Below are 22647 nucleotides of genomic sequence, written 5' to 3' on the forward strand. Positions count from 1 at the left end.
GGGTGAGAGTGTGCGAAAGGATAAAGTTATTAGAAATCCTATCATGATTATTATTGAACTTATTAATTAACATAGGTGAATAAAATGGAAGAGAAATTAATTGACACTAAGAATAAACCAGCTGTTAATATTATCGCGGGAGTGACAAATATTAAATCCATTTATAATAAAACGCCTTGCATATTTGTAATTGAGCATGGATATATTGCTAGAAAGAATTTTACTGTGGATAAGATGTCTGAGTGGCACGGTGATTTATGGGCTCCCTGGATAGGTGATAAGTATGAACCCAATAAGGCAATTCATATCTATATTGGAAGAGAATGTAAATCTGAAATTGATATTTGGATATTTCAGGATTATTGGAATCCACCGAATGAAAATGCTGTTAAGTATTCTCTAAATAGAGCATTCAATTATGATGATGCATTAGAGATCCCTGGCAATAATAGGGGTGGAGGCAATAAGATACTGACTTTAGAACTTAATGATAATAATATTGACCTGAGAATGATATAGCATTGCATTATAAGATATTAAATATATCGGATAAAGTGTTGTATCCATATACATTCATTGGAACGGAAATATCTCTCCGCGTAGAAATTATTTCACTGTCTTAAATAACCTATTTTTTTCCAGGATTAAACGTAGAGCGATTGGATAGAACAAACCTGCGATATATCGCTGGTTTGTTCTATCGTAAAGGAGGAGGGTGCAACGCGGTCGATCGTTACCAATACAACCATTGTGGGGCGTGCTGCCAACCGCAGGGTTGAAACCAGTCTGGTACCGAGCGCAGTCGCCTGCCAGCGATTGCAAAAGGTTCCAGGTTCTTCATCAACATCGCCGGTGCAGGCGACATTACACAATCAAAACAGGAGTAAATTTATGGCGATCCCCGCTTATTTGTGGTTGAAGGATGACGGCGGTACAGACATTAAAGGCTCTGTGGATGTTCAGAACCGTGAAGGCAGCATCGAAATCGTCGCGCTGGAACATGCTCTGCATATCCCGACTGATAACAATACTGGCGAACTGACCGGTACCCGCGTGCACTCCCTGCTAGTGTTCACTAAAGAAGCTAATTCTTCAAGCCCTTATTTGTATAAAATTGTCACTTTTGATCGAATTTTGAACCGTTTCGACATCAAATAGCACAAAACGGATGATGCTGAAAATCATGGATTAGTCATACCGGGCTTGGTTATAGTGCTTATTATCTTAACCTTTGGTTTTTCCGGAGTAAAAATGAAATTACCTCTTATTTTGTCTGTTTTGTTGATTTTTGGCGGATGTAATATCTCCGTTTGTGCAGAGGAATACTTAAATGCAGGATTTAAGCGGTTTGCCGTTCTTGATCCAGTGAACCATCATCCGATGGAGGTTAGTTACTTTTATCCCAGTTCAACACAAGGAAAAGGAATAAGCTCTGTTGGACCTGTCGATATTTTAGCAATTAGCTCGGCTAAAATTATGTCAGGCCGATACCCTCTTGTTGTTATTTCCCATGGTAATTTAGGAAGTTTGTGGGGACATCATGATCTTGCCAGTTATCTCGCTAAAAGAGGCTACATTGTTGTGACTCTTACACACCCGGGAGATAATTATAAAGATGCATCCGGCATTGGGGCCACCAGTACCATTTATGGTCGTCCTCTACAAGTCTCTGCGGCCATCACAGCCGCTTTAACAGAGCCGTTCTTAGCACCCTATATAAACAGTAACCAAATTGGTTTTATTGGATTCTCGGCAGGTGGGGGAACGGGGCTGTTTCTTGCAGGCGCACGAGCGGACTTTCAACGCCTTGAGGAATATTGCTCGTCTAGATTGGAGGACGATGTTTGCGAAAGTGAAGGAAAGATCAGAAATGATCGTCCTGATATTTTGCCTCAGTCTGATCCCCGAATCAGTGCATTTGTTTTGATGGCACCATTAAGTGTCTTTTTTTCGACTGAATCAGTAAAAAATATCCATGTTCCAATTTTTCTTTATGCTGGAGAGAAAGATCATCAGCTTGATAATGAATATAATTCAATCGCGCTTACCCGCGATCTGCCATTATCACCTGAATTTAGAATGATTCTTGGGGCAGGTCATTTTGTCTTTCTTGCGCCATGTTCTATTAATCGGACCAAAAGTGCGCCAAAATTGTGCCAGGATCCACCAGGTATTGATCGGCACGCTATTCACCAAATAATTAATGCTGATATTGCTAAATTTTTAGATGTACAGTTAAAGGGGCTGTAGTGTTCATCTCTTATTGTGAATAATTTTCTTATATTAAATTTGATATGGTTTTGCTTATTCAGCTTTGGTACTGATTAAGGTGGATATTATGGAAAATGAAGGCGTGGTTATTGCTTCTATAAACCGAATAATAGAAATTTCATAGATTAAGAAACTGAGTATTTGCTATCAAAATAAAAGCTGAAATATTTTGATGGGGGATCTTGTCAGGTTAATGACTTTCATAAAAATCCCGCTGAAAAAACAGTGGGGTTTTCTATGCCTGCTGACTTGTAACAAATGTTGACTAAATATAGCCTTTTGACTATATTTTATGTAGTCAGAAGGCTATATCTTTACAGAGGCACTATGCGTACATATACACCATCATATAAACCGGTAAGCGATCAACTTTGGCGCATTGTTGGTTTTAATGCGAGCAGTGGGCCGAATCTTGTCGCTCAACTCAGAAAAGGGTTGCCAACGTCTGTTATTGATGAAATTCATGTATGGTCTGGTTTTAAGAAATCTGACATCCTCAAGATGGCGGGAATTAGTACCAGAAATGTGTCTCGCCGAAAATCTGGGCCACAGACACTATCCCCAGATCAAAGCGAACGCATTGCACGCTTGGTTCGTGTGACTGATGCCGCAGTTGCCTTGTTTGAGGGTGATAAAGATAAAGCAGTTAATTGGATGAGTAAGCCTGTCCGAGGTCTCGGCGGTGAAACACCAGAAAGTATAATTGATTCTGAAAGCGGTGCATTGGAAGTGTTGGATCTTATTGGCCGACTGGAGCATGGCGTTTTCTCATGATTGCGTATCGGATTATTAAGAAGAAATATAAGGCTTCAGCTTGGACAGGCTACGGGGCTCAGATGCACGGAGGCCGTTGGAATCCAAAGGGATGCCCTATGTTATATCTTGCTACATCTATTTCTCTCGCCATGTTGGAAACGCTTGTACATTTTGAAAATGGTGCTTTACTCGAAGAGTACCTTCTCCTAAGCATTGAGATTGATGATGAAGAAATAATCATCTTGGATAGGGAATATTTGCCATCAAATTGGAACGAGAGAGTTATACCTGATGATACTCGGGCGTTGGGGAATAATTGGCTGAATTCCTGTGATTCTATAGGTCTTATTGTGCCTTCTGTTGTCGTTCCGCAAGAGAATAACCTACTTGTTAATCCGCAGCATCCTGGTTTTCGACCTTTCTTAAATAGTGTGATTATCACTGACCATTTATTTGATCCTCGATTAGATAACATGTCTAAGTAGCTCCTCCCCTATATTTTCTTATTTTTTATAACCAATATTGCTATGCCGGATATTGGTTTGTATCGCCTGTTTTTTAGATTAAATGGTTATATTTCTATACATATAAGTATTAATCAATAGTGAAGCATAACTATAACAGGCTATTTGGTTAAAAAAATATGATGGGTTTATATAATTACATGATGGAATATGATGATATTATAAGTTGTTGTAAATATAACGTTAATATATTATTGATATGAATCAGAAATTGTGAATGTTTTTTGTTAATGCTGACAGAAGTTGTCACTGAATTGTGAATAATACTTATGAAGGGTAACCGTAGTTTTTTGTAAATAAAAATAATATAAATAACGATAGGAATAATTTAGATGAAATATGCCTTTATTACCGGTGCAACAGGAGATATTGGTTTCGCAATTACAGAAAAACTATCTGAGGATGGTTTTGAGCCAATATTATTATCACGCACTCCTGAGCGTCTCGATAATGCAATTAGTAAGCTACGTAATAAATATGGTAATCAATTTGCAAAAAAAATAGTTTGTGATGTTTCTGATCATGAAGATGTCAGCAAAGCTTTTGATCAACTTGATCTTGAAAATAATAAGTTATCCGTACTGGTGAATTGTGCAGGTATTTCCGGTGGTGGAATTACTGCTGACATAAGTCCTCAAACTTGGCAAAATATAATAAACGTTAATTTAAATGGCACTTACTTTGTCATACATGAAGTTCTGACAAGAAAACTAATTCTATCTGGTGGAAGAATTATCAATATTGCGTCAACCGGAGGCAAGCAAGGTGTTATTTATGGCACGCCATATTCCGCCTCTAAACATGGTGTTGTCGGTCTCACCAAATCCTTGGGGCTTGAATTAGCGCGTAATGGTTCAGGCGTCACCGTGAATGCAGTTTGCCCTGGGTTTGTTGAAAGTGACATGGCCGTGCGTGTCAGAGAACATTACGCTAAGATTTGGGGTACTGATAAAGAAGAAACGAAAAGAAGAGTAGAAGAACGTGTTCCTATCGGAAGATATGTTGAACCTAATGAAGTGGCTGAAATGGTTTCTTATCTCGCATCTCCGCTCGCTGGGGCTGTAACCGCTCAGGCGCTTAATGTGTGTGGTGGATTAGGTAATTACTGATCATGGGAAATATTTCTTTATCATCTGATTTTTTTGATCTTTGGATTATAAAAATCGATGATATTGATTTAGTGTCTATTGAACAGTTAGTTTATGGTTCTGATATTACTCGCCATAATCAGATCTGTTTAGCGGATAGAAGAAAAAAGTTTATATTTAGAAGGGTTGCATTGCGTTATGTTTTAAATCAATATCTATCGGATTATGAAATAATAACGAATGATAACGGAAAGCCTTATATATCTACGGGGAAAGACTTCAAATACTATTTTTCACTGAGTGCCTCAGGCAATTATTGTGCCATTGGCCTTAGTTCAAGAGAGATGGGTGTTGATATTGAAGTCACTCCTTCTAAGATAAAAATCTTAGAAATTATTGAGTATTTTATTAAGGATGAAAAACTGGAGTATATGAAAGGTATCCTGTTAAAACAACCATTAGGTGTCAGCTCGGGATTTAAGAATTATTATTGTTTAATATCATTATATTATTGGGTTAGACTTGAGGCATATATTAAATTATTTGCTTCGACTTTGCATGAAGAGTTATTGGTTAATAACGCTGCTTCTGTGAAAAATATGAAAGATTTGGAGGAAAGTACATTGCTAATTCATAATCAGGAATTTGTTTGTGCTTTGTCTCAAAAGAAGATAATTTCCACTCCGAATATTAAGAGAAGAAACTACTCCGAAATTATAAGGAACAAAGATGAATAATATTATTGATTTAAGTGTTCCTATAGATAGTGATTTTTGGGAGCCTGAAAAAGTCACGAGGGAAATAGTCGATCATAAAGAAGGTGCCAATAAATTAGGTGAGAGTTATTTGTATTTCCATACCAGTTCATGGTGGAAAAGAGTCTTTATAAAACTCTTCAAACGCAAAAAGTGGATAATTGATCATAATGATTTCCCTGATGGTATGGGATTATCACTGATGCATTATCGACTGACAACTCATACCGGAACGCATATTGATGCACCTTATCACTATGGGTGGCATAAAGGGCAAGAGCAGCCGGCAACAATTACCGATATTCCTTTGGATTGGTTTTATAGTCATGGTGTATTACTTGATTTTAGCCAAAATGATCAATTAATTGATAAACAGGCGGTAGAAAACAAGTTAAAGGAAATCAATTATAAAATAAAAGCAAATGATATTGTTCTTATAAGTACTGGTGCTGATAAATTAGTAGGCTCAAAATCCTATTTTACTCACTATAGAGCGATTGAAAGCAGCGCTGTTCAATGGTTAGTAGAGCAAGGTGTAAAGATTATTGGAACAGACGCCTTCAGTTTTGATCGGCCGTTTATAGAGATGATTAACGATTATAAAAAGACAGGGAACAAAGCTTACTTATGGCCTTCTCATTTTATCGGACGGGATCGTCCTTATTTGCAAATAGAACGACTTTGTAATTTAAACAGTATTCCTAAACCTTATGGATTTAAGGTGTGTTGTTTTCCAATAAAATTAGAGAAAGCGGATGCTTCATGGAGTCGGGTTGTTGCAATATTTGATAAGGATATATAACTGACTGCATTGTGAATATAAAAGAAGTTTCAATGGTTAATGTTATATAAGGCAGAGAGAGATAGATTATCTTTGCTGTGTTTTATTATGAGCAGTTATATCAGCTCTATTGTAATAAATTTGTCATCTCCTTTCTGGATGATTTTTAAGAGTAAATTGAGCGATTAAGAAAAAGGCTGAATTATTATCTATAAAGATCGAATGGAGTTAACTTAATTTGGTTTAATCTGGAATATTCATGTCATTCCTGCATGTTTGGCACATGATAAGTCAGTGAGAGACGCAAATTGATATTTAAAGGGAGTTATGGTTGGGCTTGGTGCTCATTCTCAAGAGTTTTGGTTAGGAGATAAAGATCAAATATATATATGACAAATATTAATTTAAAAATAATTAAAGTAGTTTGAGATAACTACTTTCAGATAGGGATTTTCTTAAATGAAAATGGGTAAATTTTATGTGAATAAAACTTACCTGACAATAAATCTGTATTCTATTTCTATCGAGATAACTATTGTGATAATAAATAACAGAAATGAATCTCAAACACAGAAAGTGGTGGTGACAGGGTTAGGTGTTATTTCACCAACAGGTATTGGCATTAATGAATTTTGGGACAATATTCATAATGGGAAATCAGGGGTCAGTGAATATAAATGGGGAAGAAAAAAATTCGGATTCAAAAGCGGAGCTATAGGAAAAGTTGGCGATATTGATATCAATAACAAAGAATATGTTTTGCAAAATGAGCATAAATATCTGCGGTTTGCTTTGGATGCCTCCGAGATGGCAATGCAAGATGCAAATTTAACGCCTTCAGAAATTGACGGTAAACGCTTTGGTGTTGCAATTGCAACAGCTATTGCCGATGCTGCTGGAATGGAAGAGTGTTTGCTCAGAATTACCCATGGAGGTAAAGAAGAGATCAGCCCTGATTTAATTCAACCAGAGGATTACGATAGCTTTGATTTCAGTTCTGCGGCAACCTCTGTAGCGAAAAAGTATGGTGCGTCCATGTCGGTGAGTAATATATCAACGGGATGTGCGGCAGGACTTGATGCTTTAGGTATTGCTCTTGAACATATTCGTTATGGAAGAGCCGATGTCATGCTGGCTGGCGCAAGTGAAGCTCCGCTTTGTCCGCTGTCTATTGGCTCTTTTGAGGCTTTAGGGGCGTTGTCATCAAGAGAGCTGGAAAATCAGCAATCGGCAACCTGTCCTTTTTCTCTTGAACGTGATGGATTTGTTATTGCTGAAGGATGTGGAATATTAGTTTTAGAGTCTTATGAACATGCGAAGAAGCGTGGAGCACATATCTATGCTGAATTAGTAGGGTATGCATCAGTCAATAATGCTTATCATATGACGGATTTGCCCGCTGATGGATTGGCAATGGCACGATGCATTGATATGGCATTGAAAGATGCCAAGGTTGCCCCATCAGCTGTAAATTATATTAGTGCGCATGGAAGTTCTACGGCTCAAAATGATATTAATGAATCAAATGCAATTAAATTTATTTTGGGGGAAAAAGCATTTGATATTCCAATTAACTCATTAAAGTCAATGACAGGCCATGCTTTAGCTGCCGCTAATGCGATAGAATCTGTTGCATTATGCCTGGAAATAGAAAGGCAATATATTCACCCAACAATTAATTATCAAACCCCGGATCCTGATTGCGATTTAGATTATATTCCTAATCAAGGTTGCGTATATCCCATTGACACCGCGTTAAAATTGTCCAGTGGTTTTTCCGGTATTCACAGTGTTATTGTTATGAGGGCAGTTAACAATGCGTAGAAGAGTTGTTGTTACCGGTGTTGGCGCAATACATCCTGATGGCAAGGATGTGACATCCATCAAGTCAAATTTGATTCAGAAGCTCTTGGGCCAAAACTCGATAAATAATATGACCTCAAGCCCTGTAATAAGGACATTGAGTGATCCCGATGAAAAAAAATATATCAATAATCGCTTAAAGCGTAAAATTGATGACTTTTCTATTTATGGTATCGTCGCTGTTGAGATGGCATTAAAAGAGAGTAAATTAGATTTAGACAAGATTGATCCTAATCGCGTTGGGATATATGTTGGAAATTGCTTTGGTGGATGGAAACATATTGAAGACGAAGTGAAAGCGCTCCATATTGAAGGAATACAGGGAATGGGTCCTTATGTTGCTACGGCATGGTTCCCTGCTGCACTTCAGGGGCAGTTATCACTTCTTTATGGTTTTAGTGCACAATCTAAAACATTTTCTACATCGGATGTGGCAGGGATACAAGCAATAGGTTATGCGGCTGACGCTATTTCTAATGGTGTAGCGGAAGTTATGTTATGTGGTGCGTCAGAACATCTTTCGAGCCCATTAGTTAAAAATTTACTGGAGCAGAGATCAGCACAGAGAAATTCTGAAATATTTGGTGAAAAATTACCAGAAAATTTCTCGGAAGGTGCTGCATTTCTGGTTATAGAAGAAATGCAACATGCTTTAGAACGTGGCGCTTCGATATTGTGTGAATTAACCGGCTTTATTGATTATTTTTCACCTGATAAAAATACAAGAAATGACACCTTGGAATATATTGCTGAACTATTCAGCCATAATGAGAATTCTGCATTTATTATGGATGGAATATATGATGATGAAAAGGAAATAACGAGTAAAGTATTCTCAGATAAAAATATAAAAACATCTTTTGTAAATCTGAGGCCTTATTTAAATAATCAATTTTCGGTCAGTGGCGTGATTGATTCGGTCCTGGCTTCGTCATTCTTATCAGAAAATAATGGTGAACAGCAGTCTATTACAATAAATGAACTTTCAAATACTAATCAAATAGTTATTCAGCGTCTCAGTAACAAAGGTCATGTGTGCGCGTTGAGTTTTTCAGCTATTTAATCTCTAAAATATTTAAATGTGCGAGTGAAATATATGAATAACAATCCAGAAGTAAAAATAAAAACTATTTTATCATCTTTTGTTAATATTAATTTTGATGATTTCAATATGGATGCAGATCTTACCCAAGCTTATGATATGGATTCTACGGAATTAGCTGACTTAGCAAAAGAAATTGGGAAAGAATTTGGTATTTCTGTGACCAAAAGTCAATTCAGTAATTGGGAAACAGGAAGAGCTGTCCTTGATTTCGTCTCAGCAAATTTAAGTGATAAAAATTAATTTTTAATAAAAGGGAAGCAGAAATGAAGCTAATTTCTATGTTGTTACATTCAGAGCGTGATAATTTAAATAACGATTGTATTATCACTAAGGATTTTCATTATACAAGAAAAGAGATAATATTTTCTGTTTCCCATTTAATTGATGATTTAAGTAATAGAGGAATTCATAAAGATAATAAAATTATCGTTATATTTGAACATGATGAATTAGGCATTTTCTTCTTGGCTGCGGCCAGTGCTATGGGGTTGCATTTGTTAATGCCTTATAATTTATCATCAGCGACAATCGATGAATGGATCAATTTTACCAATGAAGTCCAATACGATTTTGTTGTTTATCTTAAAAAAGATAAATATTTTGTTGAAAAATTAAAAGAAAACGGCATCAATGTTATTGATGTTTCAGATCATGAGATCAGCGCTAATGATATAGAAGAAACCCCAGTTATTACCTACTCACCACAATCTATTGCTAATTTTATTGTACTTTTTACGAGTGGAAGTACTGGCAAACCGAAAGCAATTAGTATTTCAGAATCCTTAGTATGTCAACGAATTTGCACAGTAACAGAAAAATTAAAGTTTAGTCAGGATGCTAAAATATTTATGTCAGGTTTATTGAATAATACTACCGGCGTGATTTTCTCTTTCGGTGCATTATTACATCAGTCAATACTTTTTATACCAGAAGACAGGAATATAGAGGAATGGCCTGCTTATATTTCCGGTAATAAAATTACGCATATTATGTTACGCCCAGAGTCGATGAAATTATTTGTTAAATCGGCAGAAGAATATGATATTGATCTAACTTGTTTACACGTTGTTGCTTATGGGGCTGCGGCTATGCCGCCCAGTGTACTTGAGAAAGGTCGTAAATTAATAGGCTGTGAATGGATGCAGGGATACGGATTAAGTGAAACTTATGGTCCGTTCTGCTGGGTGGATGAGCAAGATCATCGTGATAAAAGATATCTCGACTCAGTTTATTGTGTTGGAAAGATTGATAATACATTGGAAGTTGCTATTAAACCCATTACCGGCTCATCTGATAATATTGGAGAAATTATACTAAGAGGTAACAGTATAATGGAAGGATATTATGATGTGATTTCTGGGAAAGTCACTCCCCCTGATGAATGGTTTGCTACCGGTGATCTGGGTTATATCGATGACGATGATTATTTAATTTTAAAGGGACGTAAGCAAAATACATTTATGAGTGCTAACGGACATAGGATTTACCCTGAAGAAGTTGAATCTATTTTATCAAGAATACCCAATGTGAATGTTGCTACTGTTGTTGGTTTTTCTTTCCATGAAAATGGTGTTGCTATTGACCAACCTGTTGCCTGTATGAGTGGCGATATATCGAAGAAATTATTACCTGAAATTGAAAATATTCTTTCATCATTTCTGAGTGCTAAATTAAGTCAGGAAAAATGGCCAGACTGGTTCTATGTTACTGGTGAGTCTTTTCCGAAAAGCCATAACGATAAGATACTAAAATCAGAGTTAATTAAATCAATCGATCCTAAAAAATTATTTAAATTGAGGAATAAATAATGAATTATTACGAATCACATTCAATCATTTGTAATACACAGGCAGAAAAGGTATATCAGGTTATTGTCAATTCTGAAAAGTGGTCAGAAATATTTGAGCCTTGTCAGGAAGTGAAGGCTATCTTTAGAGATAAAGACAGTGAAAAAATAGAAATTAAAGCATTAATTAACGGTATCATCATGCAGTGGGTATCAGAGCGTAAATTTCATGCAGAAACATTCAGTATAAAATCAAAACTGACCAAGCCAATGACATTAGTCAAAGAGATGGAAACGTCATGGCGGGTTATTAAGATCAATTCTCAACAATGTATGCTTGTGTTAGAGCATGATTATGATATTGAGGCAGAAATAACAGGATTAGTTGATGGTGTTGAAACAACGCAGCAGGCTCATGAATTTATTAGTAAAGGAATTGATCTTAACTCAGTTAAGGAGCTCAATAATATAAAGAATATTGTAGAAGTAAATGAAGGGCCGGAAAAAAAATTAAACGGAAATCTAACTCATTCAATAATATGTGAGGCACCGGCAAAGGATGTATATAATTTGGTTAAGGATGTCTCTTATTGGCCTGATATTTTCTCATTTTGTGAAGGTGCTGATGTATTAAATAGAATAGATGATTCAGAACTTGTTGAAATTAAAGCAAGACAAAATAATAAAACAGTAAGCTGGCAAACAAAACGATATTATTCTGATTCTATTTATAGAATTGATTATGTCCTGCTTAAACCTATGCCATTATTAAAGGCAATGAGTGGGAGATGGCAAGTTATTCCTATTAATGATCAACGTTGTCTTCTGACAGTACAGAGGAATTGGTCTTTATTAGACGATGTAAGCAGTATTATTGATGATGTTGATAATCATGATCAGGCTAATTTCTTTATTATCTCATTTATTAATGACAATACTCAAATGGAGATGGATAGTATAAAGAATAAGGTAGAAAGTAATAAAAAATCAGATTTATTAACTTTTACAACAGGATATTATATTCCTCATCAAATTGATGACGTTTACGATATCTTTTTAAATATCAATGATTGGAGTCAGATATTACCTCATTGTTATTCAGTGAAAATAATTCATAATGATGATAGACACCAAGAATCTAATATGGATGTGTCAACGCCAAACGGAAATGAAACTTTCCGTAGCATACGATTCTGTGATAGAGATAATTTATTAATTGAATATTTTCAACCAGAGCCTCCATTAGTATTAAAATCTCATAGCGGTTCATGGCGTATATTTAGCAGAGGAAGTGGTTCGTTCATTGTTTCTAATCATAGTGTTGAATTAGATCATCATTTATGTGCAATCAAGTTTGGTACAGAAGATAAATTAAGACAACAAGAAATAGTGAAGAATGCTATTTCAGAAAATAGTAAGAAAATGGTTTTTGCCTGCAAAGAGTGGTTAGATAATCGTATTTAGTAAATTAAAGGAAAATACAATGAATAATAAGAATAAACCAAATAGAATTTCGGCAGCACTTTTTTCTACTTGTGGTTATTTTATGCCAAGACTTTTTTTCTTAAATTCTCAATATGCACCTCAGGTTCATTGGGGAGATGTGGTTGAGGCATTGAGTCATTTTCAGGAGGAAAACTTAGATTTATCATCTGAAGAGTTCTGGCATGAGTGGATGATTAATTGGTCAAAAGTGGGTGATAATTATATCAGCATCGCTAATTCTGCCAAAAATGAAGTCAGTTATGTTCGTGCCCTGAAGAGTGCTGCTGCTTGTTATCATTGGGCTGAATTTATGTATTTCAGTGATAAAAGCAGAAAGATCCAGCTCAGAGAGTATATTCGTTCATGTTTTTTATCCGGTATAAAATATAGTGATTTGCTGGTTGAGCATCAGTATATTGTTGTTGATAAATTTCATATGCCGTTCTTCCTTATATTTCCTAAAAGATATAAAGAAGAAGAGAATAATCCTTTACCTTGTGTTATTTTATCCAATGGATTGGATTCAATGACTGAAATTGAAATATTATCTTTGGCGGAATTTTTCTTGGAAAAAGGTATAGCGGTAGCTATATTTGATGGGCCAGGGCAAGGAATAAACCTTGGAAAATCGCCATTGGCTATTGACATGGAATCATATATTATCTTTATACTTAAATTATTAGAAGATGATGCTAGAATTAATAGTAGCCTTCTCTGTTTCTTAGGAATTAGTTTTGGCGGTTATTTTGCTTTACGTCTTGCACAAAAAATTGGCGATAAATTTTGCTGTATCGTTAATTTATCTGGTGGACCTGAAATAGCCGATTTTGATAAATTACCCAGAAGGCTTAAAGCAGATTTTCAGTTTGCCTTTATGCAAGATAATCATATGCAGTCTCTTTTTGATGAAATAAAATTAGATGTATCTTTAACTTGTAAAACAAAGGTTTTTACTGTTCATGGCGCATTGGATGATATATTTTCAATTGATAAAATTAGAGAATTAGACCACTTATGGGGAGATGATCATAAATTATTATGTTATGAATCAGAAGCTCATGTTTGTTTAAATAAAATAAACGAGTATATGATACAAGTTTTAGATTGGGTTAACGAGCAATTCAGACTGAATGGCGCTAAGAAAAATTAATTTATTTTATACTTAGCACCTATTTTAGTTGGTGTAATTGTTTTGGATCGTTCTTATAAATGAATAGTGAACACGGACAGTGCGCAGGATCCGTATCGTACATATAATACGTGAGGATGACTTGTTTTCCTTGTCCTTCAGGCTGCTGCACTAAAGTGAGTTCAAAAGTTAGCGCTTTCACCTAAGCACTGTCTTGGTTTGCTGTTTATTATAAAGGACGGTGAATAAAATAGTGTATTTTATATAATATTATCCTTTAAAGTCAGGTATTTTATGCCAAAAGAAAATTTAAATAAACATTAATCATCTTATCTAAATAATGTTTATTTTTTCAATAGAAGTGAAGGTGAAACTTATTTTAGTTATGCTTTTTAGTTTCACTACTTCTTTACTGTAAGTCATAAAACAAAATCATCTTCATAAACATTACGAAGTGAAATTTCTGAATAATAAGTTCATGCTTCTTCTGCTTAAATATTGACTGGCACGTATGAAACTTGACTTTAATATTTAAGCTTTCTTATATCACCAATACATAGTAAGTTTACTTATTGAAGGTTAATTTTATTTTTTGTATTGATTGGAACTATATATATTTTAGATTTTTACTCTATGATTAAATGTTCGATAGTTGCCTTTACCATGCTTCAATGTAATGTATCGAGCATTTACTTTTTATATGGTAGAGTAATTATGAAAGACAAAAATATTATTTTCGTTAGCGCAGATAATTGAGATATATAATAAATATAAGATTTACAGTTGATGATTTTATAGTGAAGTTTCGATATTGTTCCATTAATCAATGAGTAAGAATAAATAGTTCCATTGGGTAGTAACTCAATATTGTTTATTTAATAAAGTTTTTCCTATTTGATTTTTTATTAAAATGAGGAGTGAGGAAATGTCAAGAACCGAAAGACTCATAGTGTTATTGCAATACTTAAGACAAAGAAGATATCCTGTCAGTGGTAAGTTACTGGCTGGCGATTTAAATGTAAGTTTGCGAACCCTTTATCGAGATATTGCTTTGCTAAATAGTCAGGGAGCAAATATAGAAGGTGAACCAGGTTTAGGTTATACATTAAGACCGGGTTTTATGTTGCCTCCTTTAATGTTTACAATGGATGAAATTGATGCTTTAGTTTTAGGTAACAAATGGGTTATTGAACAAAATGATGTTGTTTTGGCTAAATCTGCTCATAGTTTTATATCTAAGATCGCGGCAGTACTTCCCGAAGAACAGCGCGCTCAGCTATACTGTTCGCCAATGTTTGTAAAAACGGAAGGTTATAGTAAAGTTACTGATAATAATTCGATATTATCTGATATTAGGAAAGCGATATATCATAAAGAAAAGATAGTGATAACTTTCTTTGGTTTAAATAATGTACGTACAGTGAAAACTACTTGTCCATTGTCGATTTTTTTCAATAATGAATTCTTTTTAGTTTCTTGGTGTGAATTTAGTCATGAATTTATCAAGTTACAAGTAGAAAAAATAGAAAAATTAGAAGTGTTATCGGAAAAATATATACAAGATCGAATATTATTGCTAAAAAAATGGGGTGAGAAAGAAGGATTGTCTGAGAGTTATTTATCTTGATAAACGATTATTACTAAACAATTGATATGGATACTTATCTAATTTTAAGCCGATTCAATAAAAATCATGATTTTTATTGAATCGGCTTTACTTTATGGCTTAAGGCAGAGTTTAAAACTCGTATTCTTCACATAATTATAAATAATTCAATGGAGGAAAATCTACCATTTCCATGTGTCTGGGCTGGTTCCAGAAGGTAATACACCAATTCCATAATCGCTAATGACAACGGCAACATATATATCATTGTCATAACAATCTAATTGATATCTCCTTCCTTTTTCAGTCCATCGCCAATAATCAGTTTTCCCGCTTTCAGGATAGAATTCTTGAAGAAGTGAAGCGGTTGCTGGATATAATCCATTGATATTTAGAGCGCTCGTATTTGAAGAGTTACTCCAAAACACATCACCTGTTAAAATTTTATTGGTTATATTAACAACGAAAAAGTAATGGCTATTAACGCCAAGCATTTTACCTTTTTCTTTTTTCTCAATTTCTTTCATCTTAGGCTCCTGAACTAATGGATAAAGTTGCTGATAATCATATAGAGATAACCATAGGTTTTTTTTGGAATTTCTATTTTTGCTGCTATAAATTAAATAGCCATGACGATAATTACAGTAGAAATAGATACAGAGTAAATATATTTTTATACTTGGCGGATTCGACTAATAAGTGCAATTTTTTAGAAAGGCGGTCAGTTGCTATAGTAGGCATCTTTCCCGCCACAAGAGAATGCACTATGGCCTATACACAACTACCGAAACTGAAAGATACACGATTTCCAGTTTAAAAAAAGCTGGTTTTTCACCGTTTTTCATTGCTGATTCACTTAAGCTAAACCCATCGACCATCAACAGAGAATTGAAGAGAAATCAAAAAGTCCAGACATACTGCCCGAACAGGCTCATTTGAAGGTATTGGCTCGTCGTCATTTTGCTAAGCAAGCCGTAAAAATAACACCTGAAGTAAAAAAATGGATAAAACGGTTAATCAGACAATACTTTCCAAAGGGAACCGATTTTAATGAAGTCTCTGATCAGGAAATAAATTATGTAGGAAACCGATTAAATCATCGCCCGCGAAAAACACGGGGGGTAAAACACCGAATGAATTATTTAAGGGAATACGAACATGCTTACTTCCAGATTAACGATGTTGCACTTATTATGTGAATCTACCCTTCATTATTTTAACTTGGATATATTTTTCTTAAAGAATCTAATTGTCACAGCATCTTATCGGATGGAAAATTATATATCAGATATTTTTATAGTAGTGAAAAAATAGGAAATGTAAAGTATATCGTCATTGTGTTTTACCTGAATGCCATGGGAAATCGAGTCGGTGATCTTTGGGTAAGCTGACTGAAATTGCTGGTGAGAACCTGAAAAATACTATTTCTGATGAAAATTGGTTTGTAAAAGTCTGGATGGATGCAGTTTCATCTGCTGCTAACGAAACGTAACTGGATGTATTTCCGAATGAATGTATCTGGAGTATGACATCAATATTATCATCGGAGTTTTATCCGAATTAATCCTCATATGTTTTTCATCGTGAGTGCTGATTTTAATAAAAAGTGGTTGCAATATATAGTAATATTTACTACGGTAAATATTACTATATAAAACTTTGTTCGGCTTACGGAAATGAGAATTTTTGCCACAGATGATTTTTCGGTTTTCATGGAAGATAGTTTATTGACTAATAAGGATATTTGTCAATCTGCCAGAAATAATAGGAGGATTGGTAGACGCTAATCTTGGCGGTGATCTTTTTAAAAAAAGAATCGCTTTTGGGGAATAGGGAAAAGTGGTAGCACCCGTTTTGTTTTTGCGTTCAGGTATCATGATAAAATGATTTTTATCTTAAAAAAGATGTAGCAAAATCGGGTAAAGAAATTCCCGATAAGCTGTTGAAGATGTATAAGTTGCTAGCCAAAGACCTTCTTAATATCAGTGATAAAAATATTGAAGATATACCCTTCATCTTTCAAGTTGCTGCTTTGTTGGCTGCGTTCACTTACCCCAGTCACCAGGGCACGAGCATACTTTGACTGCTATTCATCCAAAGAAAACTCTTGCCCGATAATCATCGCACCAACCCGCTTTTTTAAGCTTGTTCCTTTGGCTCGGTGCCCCGCAATCGCATTGTTTGACCAGATTCAGGACGATACGACGGAATAAGGCCAGATTCTCAACTGCACCCTCCAGAACAATTCGTGAATCATCTTCTTTAAAGACCACATCAAGAATATAGTGCTGGGTATTTTCAATCCGCCAATGCTGGCGAATATAATATCCCAGTGATTTATGCTTGGGCGAAAGGGAACTCACATAATAAGACGTGTCCACCGTTCCTTTGCCATTTTGTGTCCGGTGACGTTCTACGGCGATAATGCTACGAATGGTCGGCCATTTCTCGATTAATTCTGCCGTAAATTGGGGCTTTAACTGAAACACATAACGCTCTTCACGCCGGCCATGGGCTTCTTGCTTAACTTCCGTGATAATTTTTTCTTTACCGGCATCAAACACCGCCTGAAATTGCGATTGGACGGCTTCCCACAGATGGGGTTGATTTTTTTTCACCTGAACCACGACATGGGCTTTCTTTTCGCTGATTTTTTCCAGCGTTTGGCGCTGACAATGCAAAGCATCCAGCGTGACGATGCTGCCTTTCAGGTCAAGGATATCCAACATCTGCCGCACGATACTGATTTCCCCGTTTTTCGTGGCAGTGGCTTTCTGGCTCAGGACTAATCCTTGTTCCGTATCATATGCCGTGACCAGTTGGACGGCGTTTTGCTTTTCATTACGGTAGGCGCGTCGCAGAACTTTTCCATCGAAGGCAATGACCGGTTTCCCTGCCTGTTCACGTTGTTCATTGATCCAGTTGAGCAAAGCCTCCAACAGCGAATCAAGTTCAATAGCGCGCACAATTCTGGCAACCGTGTGTCGGCATGGTATTCCACTGAGAAAGGGGCGATATTTTTTCAGCCACGTAATTTTGGCCCGACCATAAGTTTCAATATCTTGCCAACCTTCAGCGCCAGCGAGAATGGCGCTGATGACAAGAAAAATAACATCAATCAGCTCGTATTGACGATTGATGTCAGAACGAGTTTCTTTCACAACGGTTAAATGTTCAATCAGGGTCTGGTTCGGATTCATGGGCCAGTATTAAAAAGAAAAATAAGGAGAATGAGATCATATAATTACGGTTCATTCAAGGGGGGGGGGTAAAAAAGTATGCTCGCGCCCTGGGGTTGCTGTGACGCTGCAATCATTACATACCTTGATGACTTGATAAAAATCCTCTGACTTCCCGTCATAGAAATATTTTGAAATAAGCTGAAAAGTCCATTTTCCTTTATTAGATTTACGAACACAGTACAGCTTAGAGCGTAAACATACAGGGCAGCACCAATGATCGGGAGTTTTTCCCCAGCGCTCTTTATTTAAATTGATCAGGTGCTGAAGCTCTCCCGATGTCGGTTGGGTTGAAGAAAATGGTTATCTTTTCCGCCTCCATGAGTCCGCATCTCCTATAAATTTTTTTGATTTATAAAGTAAACTTTCAGGGTATCCAGGTTTGATTTTATCAAGTCCATAATAATTAATTCTGTACCTGGCGGTTCTTTCAGTCTGCTTTGCGGTTCTTTCCGAAGGTTGATACCAATGCCTGTTATTTGCCCCAATTTCTGCTATTTTTCTTACAAAAGAACATCGGAGATAAAATGTCTCCTTACACTCTTGCCAAAGTGCTATTGCCGCATTACCGTCAATTTCGTGATCACGATTGGGTAATGGCAAAATAAATCTTTTTATTTCAGATGGGGAAAAAGAAAACGCTTCTGGTGTTTTGGCTATTTTCTTTGCTCTTGCGTCTGCATAATTACAATCAGCACAAATGATAGTATTGTCGTAAGCAGAAAAAGCAAATGCCGTTCTTACAACAAAACGCTCAGCCAAGAAATCTGCAATGACGATATCGTTATTTTGTGAAATTCGGGTAAATTCATCTTTCACAAAATCGGTCATGTGATCATGATGCTCATGCAAGTGTCCAGTAAGATAACCATGTTTGTTTTTTCTTATTATCTCTCGCTTTGTTCTTTGGCAGCATGGGCATATCCAAGTAGTCGGAGTAAGAATCCACCAACGATTCAGATCCATGCCTTTCGCAGAAAATTTCTCGATCAACTTTGTATATGAAAAAGAATACTCGCTGTCCAATCCAGCCAGTTCGTTTTCGTTCAAATACTCAATAAGCTCATCTTCACTGTTAAACATTTCTTTTCTCATTTAACTTCAAATCTGTTTAAGAATATCCATTTCAGAACCACGTAAATCAAACTCGGCTTTTTTGTTTGGTTGAAAAGTGTAAGCAATTAATCCTGACACGACCGCCAACAAAAAGCCGGCCACCCACTGCGGTGTCTTGATGTTCTATCTGAGAGATATTTTTCAGTTGTTCCACAACCATTGCTATCAAAGAACACCTTCTTACTTAATATTAACCCACCAAAAATATAAAAGTCTTTATTTTCATATTATTACGAATATTTTTCACCAGAGTAATTTTTCCCGCGGCAAGTTCATCACTCCGCGCCTGTGAGATATATCACCTATCTCCATACACATGTCAGCTTCCCCATTTCAACCGTTTTTTAATCGGATGACGGATCCATCAAGTGTCAATTTGACCACGAACAGTTCCCTACAATCGTCGATAAACAGATGAAGTTTAAAACCATAAAACCAGCCTGTACTGCTTTTTCCTAGACGCGCTACGCCATCAAAGACCCGATTTTAGGGAATACGTATGTTATGGCATACCGCTATTTTGATTGAATCAATAAAAGCAATGCCCCGGTTTTGGCTTTACACAATAAGAAAAACGCACACAAGGGAATGAGTGCTTTTTTTCAACGTGAACATGTGAGCATTCGGGTATAGCTGACTAAGAGCCTATCCCAAAAGGAATTGTCATATTGTATAATATTCTAGAACGGATAATTTCTGAAGGTATAGAGAGTATGGCAAACAACAAATGGCGGCTCAGTGATGAACTTTGGGGAAAAATGGCGCCACTTATTCCCGAACATAAAACTCAGCATCCGCTGGGCACACATCGTAAACGTGTTGATAACCGCGCCACTATGGATGCCATCTTCTTTGTGCTCAGAACGGGCTGCCAATGGAACGCCCTGAATGCAACAGGAATATGCTCGTCAAGTTCGGCTCACCGTCGTTTTCAGGAATGGCGTGACGCCGGCGTTTTTGAACGCTTCTGGCAAAACGGTTTACTGGCCTGCAAGCATCTCGCGATCATCGACTGGTCGTGGTTATCACTGGATGGCTGCATGACCAAATCCCCTTTAGCGGGGACAAAAAAACAGGTCGTAACCCCACGGACCGGGGGAAACAAGGCGTAAAACGCAGTCTCATGACCGAGGCTAACGGGCTTCCTCTTTCACTCGTTGTTGCCGCGGCAAACACGCACGATATCAAATTGGTTGCAGATACGCTTGATGCACTTCAGACAGGCAAGCCGGGTAAAAAGGTCAGGCTGTGTCTGGATAAGGGATATGATGCTAAATGGCTGAAAGACTATCTACGAAGTCGGCATTACGAGCCGCATATTCAGTCTCGCAAGGAGGAATCAGATGCCTGCCAAAATACGGACTTTAAAGCTCAAAGATGGGTTATCGAGAGGACGCATAGCTGGATGAATCGCTTTCGTCGGATACTGATCCGATGGGAAAAGAAGGTCGAAAACTATGAAGCTATGTTACATTTTGCGTGCGGGATTATAGTTTGGAACAAAACCCTATTGGGATAGGCTCTTATCGCCTGTTATTGGAACTGACAACCCAGACAGGCTAAAAATAGCCCGTAATATCAGGGCAACGGCCCTTGATAAGTTATACGCTATGGCGTGCAAGGTAAATTCCACTCTGACTGCCGATAAACCTCTGCGCCGAAAACGCTCCAGTCCCTGGATACCCCGTAAGGCAGAAAATACCGGTTCTACCATGACTTTTCGTTGACTCAATATCCGCTTTGACTCCGGTTTGGTCATACGTGAACGCAGTTTATCCCGCGCTTCATCTTCCCGGTAACGTTTAATTTTTCTGCCCTTTTTCGCCTGCGTACAACCGGATTGACTGTGATGTAATACGGATGAAGCTCCCCCTTCAAAAAACGAGCCCGTCAGCGTGGATTGATGTTGATAGATGAAACGTCCAAGGCTGGCGTGCTCAGGTGTCATGCCATGACTGACAAAGAGACATCCCAAATCCAGACGTGCCAGCCGTTCAAGTCCTCTGAGAGAACGGCTCCCTTTCATGAGCCCATCAAGCAGAATGCCCATCATGGAACGTGGGGAATACGGTGCTCTACCGGATGAGGCGTAATCGCGTTCGAAAGGGGCCCAATCCTGCTCATCAAGGATATCGGAGACAATAAATGCAGTGCGTTCCCCCACTGGCTTCAAATAGTCATGGAGGAAAAGAGTTCCCTTCAGTACAGTGAGGTGCTGAGCGGTGACAAACTGACGCCCGGTATGAACGGAAGGTGTCAGTTGCCGTAGGAATTTAGTCATATAAGGTCTCGTTTGGAATATTAACCCAGAGCTTAACTGATATTAGCTGATAAGGGTTAACTTTTGCGACACCCTCGCACTGGACGAGGGTTTACAGCGGTTTTTGCTAAATTTCTTTCATATACATTCGTGACAAACACAAAAACAGCTCTATAATCGAGCTGTTTCTGCATGCTATTTTTAATAGCCACTTGCCATCCAGCAGCATTAACGCTACCTGCATGCTCAAGCTATCAATCCCAATTTTCTTGAATGTTTAAGTAATTCAGTCACCTTATGAACTTTAAGTTTTCGCATCATATTAAGTCGGTGAGTTTCTACTGTTTTAACACTAATACTGAGTATCTCAGCAATATGACGATTACCATTGCCTTCACTGATTAGCTGTAATATTTGACGCTCGCGCCGGGTAAGTAATGTGCTGTCATCATTTATTCCTTCCCCCAATAAGTGGATTGCTTCCTGATTCAAATGAGGATCAACGTAACTCTTTTTGGCAGCAACGCTGGTAATCGCAGCAAGTAATATCTGCTGCGAACTGGTTTTCAAAACATAGGCTAATGCCCCCGCACGCAGTACACGGCTGGCAGTCAGCTCATCGTCATGGGCCGTCAGGGCAAGTACGCGTAAATCCGGCCACCGTTGGCAAAGTTGTGGAATAATATCTAATCCATTCAGCCCTGGAAGGCCAAGATCAAGAATAACTATATCTGGCGCCAGATCCCGACAGGCAGCATAAACAGATAGCCCATCATCAACCTGCGCAACAACCTGATAACGCGGATATGCAGCAAGAAGGTTCTTTATTCCATCTATGATCAGCTCATGATCATCCACCAGCAAAACTTTATAGCAAATCATA

Annotated in this window: 19 protein-coding genes and 4 pseudogenes; 17 read left to right on the forward strand and 6 right to left on the reverse strand. The window is 37.1% G+C overall.

Going from position 1 to position 22647, the window contains the following annotated elements; translation table 11 throughout:
- Positions 1–84 precede the first annotated feature (84 nt).
- From VY86_RS11210 to VY86_RS11280, 15 genes and pseudogenes are all read left to right on the forward strand, one after another.
- Positions 85–519 carry a hypothetical protein gene (locus VY86_RS11210; protein ID WP_046975006.1) on the forward strand — a complete coding sequence of 145 codons (435 nt, stop codon included), beginning with the start codon at positions 85–87 and terminating at the stop codon, positions 517–519.
- 372 nt (positions 520–891) lie between these two features.
- Positions 892–1155, forward strand: a pseudogene (gene tssD, locus VY86_RS11215) (type VI secretion system tube protein TssD); the annotation flags it as partial.
- 96 nt (positions 1156–1251) lie between these two features.
- Positions 1252–2250: an alpha/beta hydrolase family protein gene (locus VY86_RS11220; RefSeq protein ID WP_046975007.1), complete on the forward strand. Its 999-nt coding sequence runs from the start codon at positions 1252–1254 to the stop codon at positions 2248–2250.
- A 348-nt stretch (positions 2251–2598) separates the two neighbouring features.
- On the forward strand, positions 2599–3045 hold the full coding sequence (gene parS, locus VY86_RS11225; protein ID WP_046975008.1) for an Xre family toxin-antitoxin system antitoxin: 447 nt from the start codon (positions 2599–2601) through the stop codon (positions 3043–3045).
- Positions 3042–3512: an RES family NAD+ phosphorylase gene (locus VY86_RS11230; protein WP_046975009.1), complete on the forward strand. Its 471-nt coding sequence runs from the start codon at positions 3042–3044 to the stop codon at positions 3510–3512. Before parS ends, VY86_RS11230 begins: the two co-directional genes overlap by 4 nt.
- A 371-nt stretch (positions 3513–3883) precedes the next feature.
- On the forward strand, positions 3884–4660 hold the full coding sequence (locus VY86_RS11235; RefSeq protein WP_046975010.1) for an SDR family NAD(P)-dependent oxidoreductase: 777 nt from the start codon (positions 3884–3886) through the stop codon (positions 4658–4660).
- A gap of 2 nt (positions 4661–4662) precedes the next feature.
- The gene (locus tag VY86_RS11240) at positions 4663–5376 is read left to right on the forward strand and encodes a 4'-phosphopantetheinyl transferase family protein (RefSeq protein ID WP_046975011.1); all 714 of its coding nucleotides are present in this window, start codon (positions 4663–4665) and stop codon (positions 5374–5376) included.
- Complete coding sequence (locus VY86_RS11245) at positions 5369–6196, forward strand: cyclase family protein (protein WP_046975012.1); 828 nt, start codon at positions 5369–5371, stop codon at positions 6194–6196. The genes VY86_RS11240 and VY86_RS11245 overlap by 8 nt, the downstream gene beginning before the upstream one ends.
- A gap of 438 nt (positions 6197–6634) precedes the next feature.
- Complete coding sequence (locus tag VY86_RS11250) at positions 6635–7999, forward strand: beta-ketoacyl-[acyl-carrier-protein] synthase family protein (protein WP_052760818.1); 1365 nt, start codon at positions 6635–6637, stop codon at positions 7997–7999.
- The gene (locus VY86_RS11255) at positions 7992–9101 is read left to right on the forward strand and encodes a beta-ketoacyl synthase N-terminal-like domain-containing protein (RefSeq protein WP_046975013.1); all 1110 of its coding nucleotides are present in this window, start codon (positions 7992–7994) and stop codon (positions 9099–9101) included. The genes VY86_RS11250 and VY86_RS11255 overlap by 8 nt, the downstream gene beginning before the upstream one ends.
- A gap of 33 nt (positions 9102–9134) precedes the next feature.
- On the forward strand, positions 9135–9383 hold the full coding sequence (locus VY86_RS11260; protein WP_046975014.1) for an acyl carrier protein: 249 nt from the start codon (positions 9135–9137) through the stop codon (positions 9381–9383).
- A gap of 23 nt (positions 9384–9406) precedes the next feature.
- Positions 9407–10951 (forward strand): class I adenylate-forming enzyme family protein, encoded by a 1545-nt coding sequence (locus VY86_RS11265; protein ID WP_046975015.1) that lies wholly within the window; start codon positions 9407–9409, stop codon positions 10949–10951.
- Positions 10951–12393: an SRPBCC family protein gene (locus VY86_RS22555; RefSeq protein ID WP_052760819.1), complete on the forward strand. Its 1443-nt coding sequence runs from the start codon at positions 10951–10953 to the stop codon at positions 12391–12393. Before VY86_RS11265 ends, VY86_RS22555 begins: the two co-directional genes overlap by 1 nt.
- Before the next feature lie 19 nt (positions 12394–12412).
- On the forward strand, positions 12413–13564 hold the full coding sequence (locus tag VY86_RS11275; protein WP_046975016.1) for an alpha/beta hydrolase family protein: 1152 nt from the start codon (positions 12413–12415) through the stop codon (positions 13562–13564).
- 904 nt (positions 13565–14468) lie between these two features.
- Positions 14469–15170, forward strand: a complete 702-nt coding sequence (locus tag VY86_RS11280; RefSeq protein ID WP_046975017.1) for a helix-turn-helix transcriptional regulator — start codon at positions 14469–14471, stop codon at positions 15168–15170.
- Between the two features lie 161 nt (positions 15171–15331).
- Here VY86_RS11280 and VY86_RS11285 read toward each other — a convergent pair whose 3' ends face one another.
- Positions 15332–15676: a hypothetical protein gene (locus VY86_RS11285; RefSeq protein ID WP_046975018.1), complete on the reverse strand. Its 345-nt coding sequence runs from the start codon at positions 15674–15676 to the stop codon at positions 15332–15334.
- A 239-nt stretch (positions 15677–15915) separates the two neighbouring features.
- Here VY86_RS11285 and VY86_RS26510 point away from each other — a divergent pair.
- Positions 15916–16326, forward strand: a pseudogene (locus VY86_RS26510) (helix-turn-helix domain-containing protein).
- Between the two features lie 913 nt (positions 16327–17239).
- Here VY86_RS26510 and VY86_RS11290 read toward each other — a convergent pair.
- From VY86_RS11290 to VY86_RS26515, 3 genes and pseudogenes are all read right to left on the reverse strand, one after another.
- The gene (locus tag VY86_RS11290; RefSeq protein ID WP_046973751.1) at positions 17240–18349 is read right to left on the reverse strand and encodes an ISAs1 family transposase; all 1110 of its coding nucleotides are present in this window, start codon (positions 18347–18349) and stop codon (positions 17240–17242) included.
- Positions 18350–18691: 342 nt separating this feature from the next.
- Positions 18692–19471: a hypothetical protein gene (locus VY86_RS11295; RefSeq protein ID WP_052760820.1), complete on the reverse strand. Its 780-nt coding sequence runs from the start codon at positions 19469–19471 to the stop codon at positions 18692–18694.
- A gap of 18 nt (positions 19472–19489) precedes the next feature.
- Positions 19490–20106, reverse strand: a pseudogene (locus VY86_RS26515) (IS982 family transposase); the annotation flags it as partial.
- Between the two features lie 156 nt (positions 20107–20262).
- On the opposite strand from VY86_RS26515, the pseudogene VY86_RS24120 reads away from it, so the two are divergent.
- Positions 20263–21023, forward strand: a pseudogene (locus VY86_RS24120) (IS5 family transposase).
- On the opposite strand, the gene VY86_RS23375 reads toward VY86_RS24120, so the two are convergent.
- Complete coding sequence (locus tag VY86_RS23375; RefSeq protein WP_071881015.1) at positions 21012–21785, reverse strand: transposase; 774 nt, start codon at positions 21783–21785, stop codon at positions 21012–21014. The pseudogene VY86_RS24120 and the gene VY86_RS23375 sit on opposite strands and share 12 nt — an antisense overlap.
- Before the next feature lie 225 nt (positions 21786–22010).
- The gene (locus VY86_RS11315) at positions 22011–22646 is read right to left on the reverse strand and encodes a two component system response regulator (protein WP_046975021.1); all 636 of its coding nucleotides are present in this window, start codon (positions 22644–22646) and stop codon (positions 22011–22013) included.
- Position 22647: the final 1 nt, after the last annotated feature.

It is taken from the genome of Photorhabdus thracensis (genome assembly GCF_001010285.1).
Taxonomy (GTDB): domain Bacteria; phylum Pseudomonadota; class Gammaproteobacteria; order Enterobacterales; family Enterobacteriaceae; genus Photorhabdus; species Photorhabdus temperata.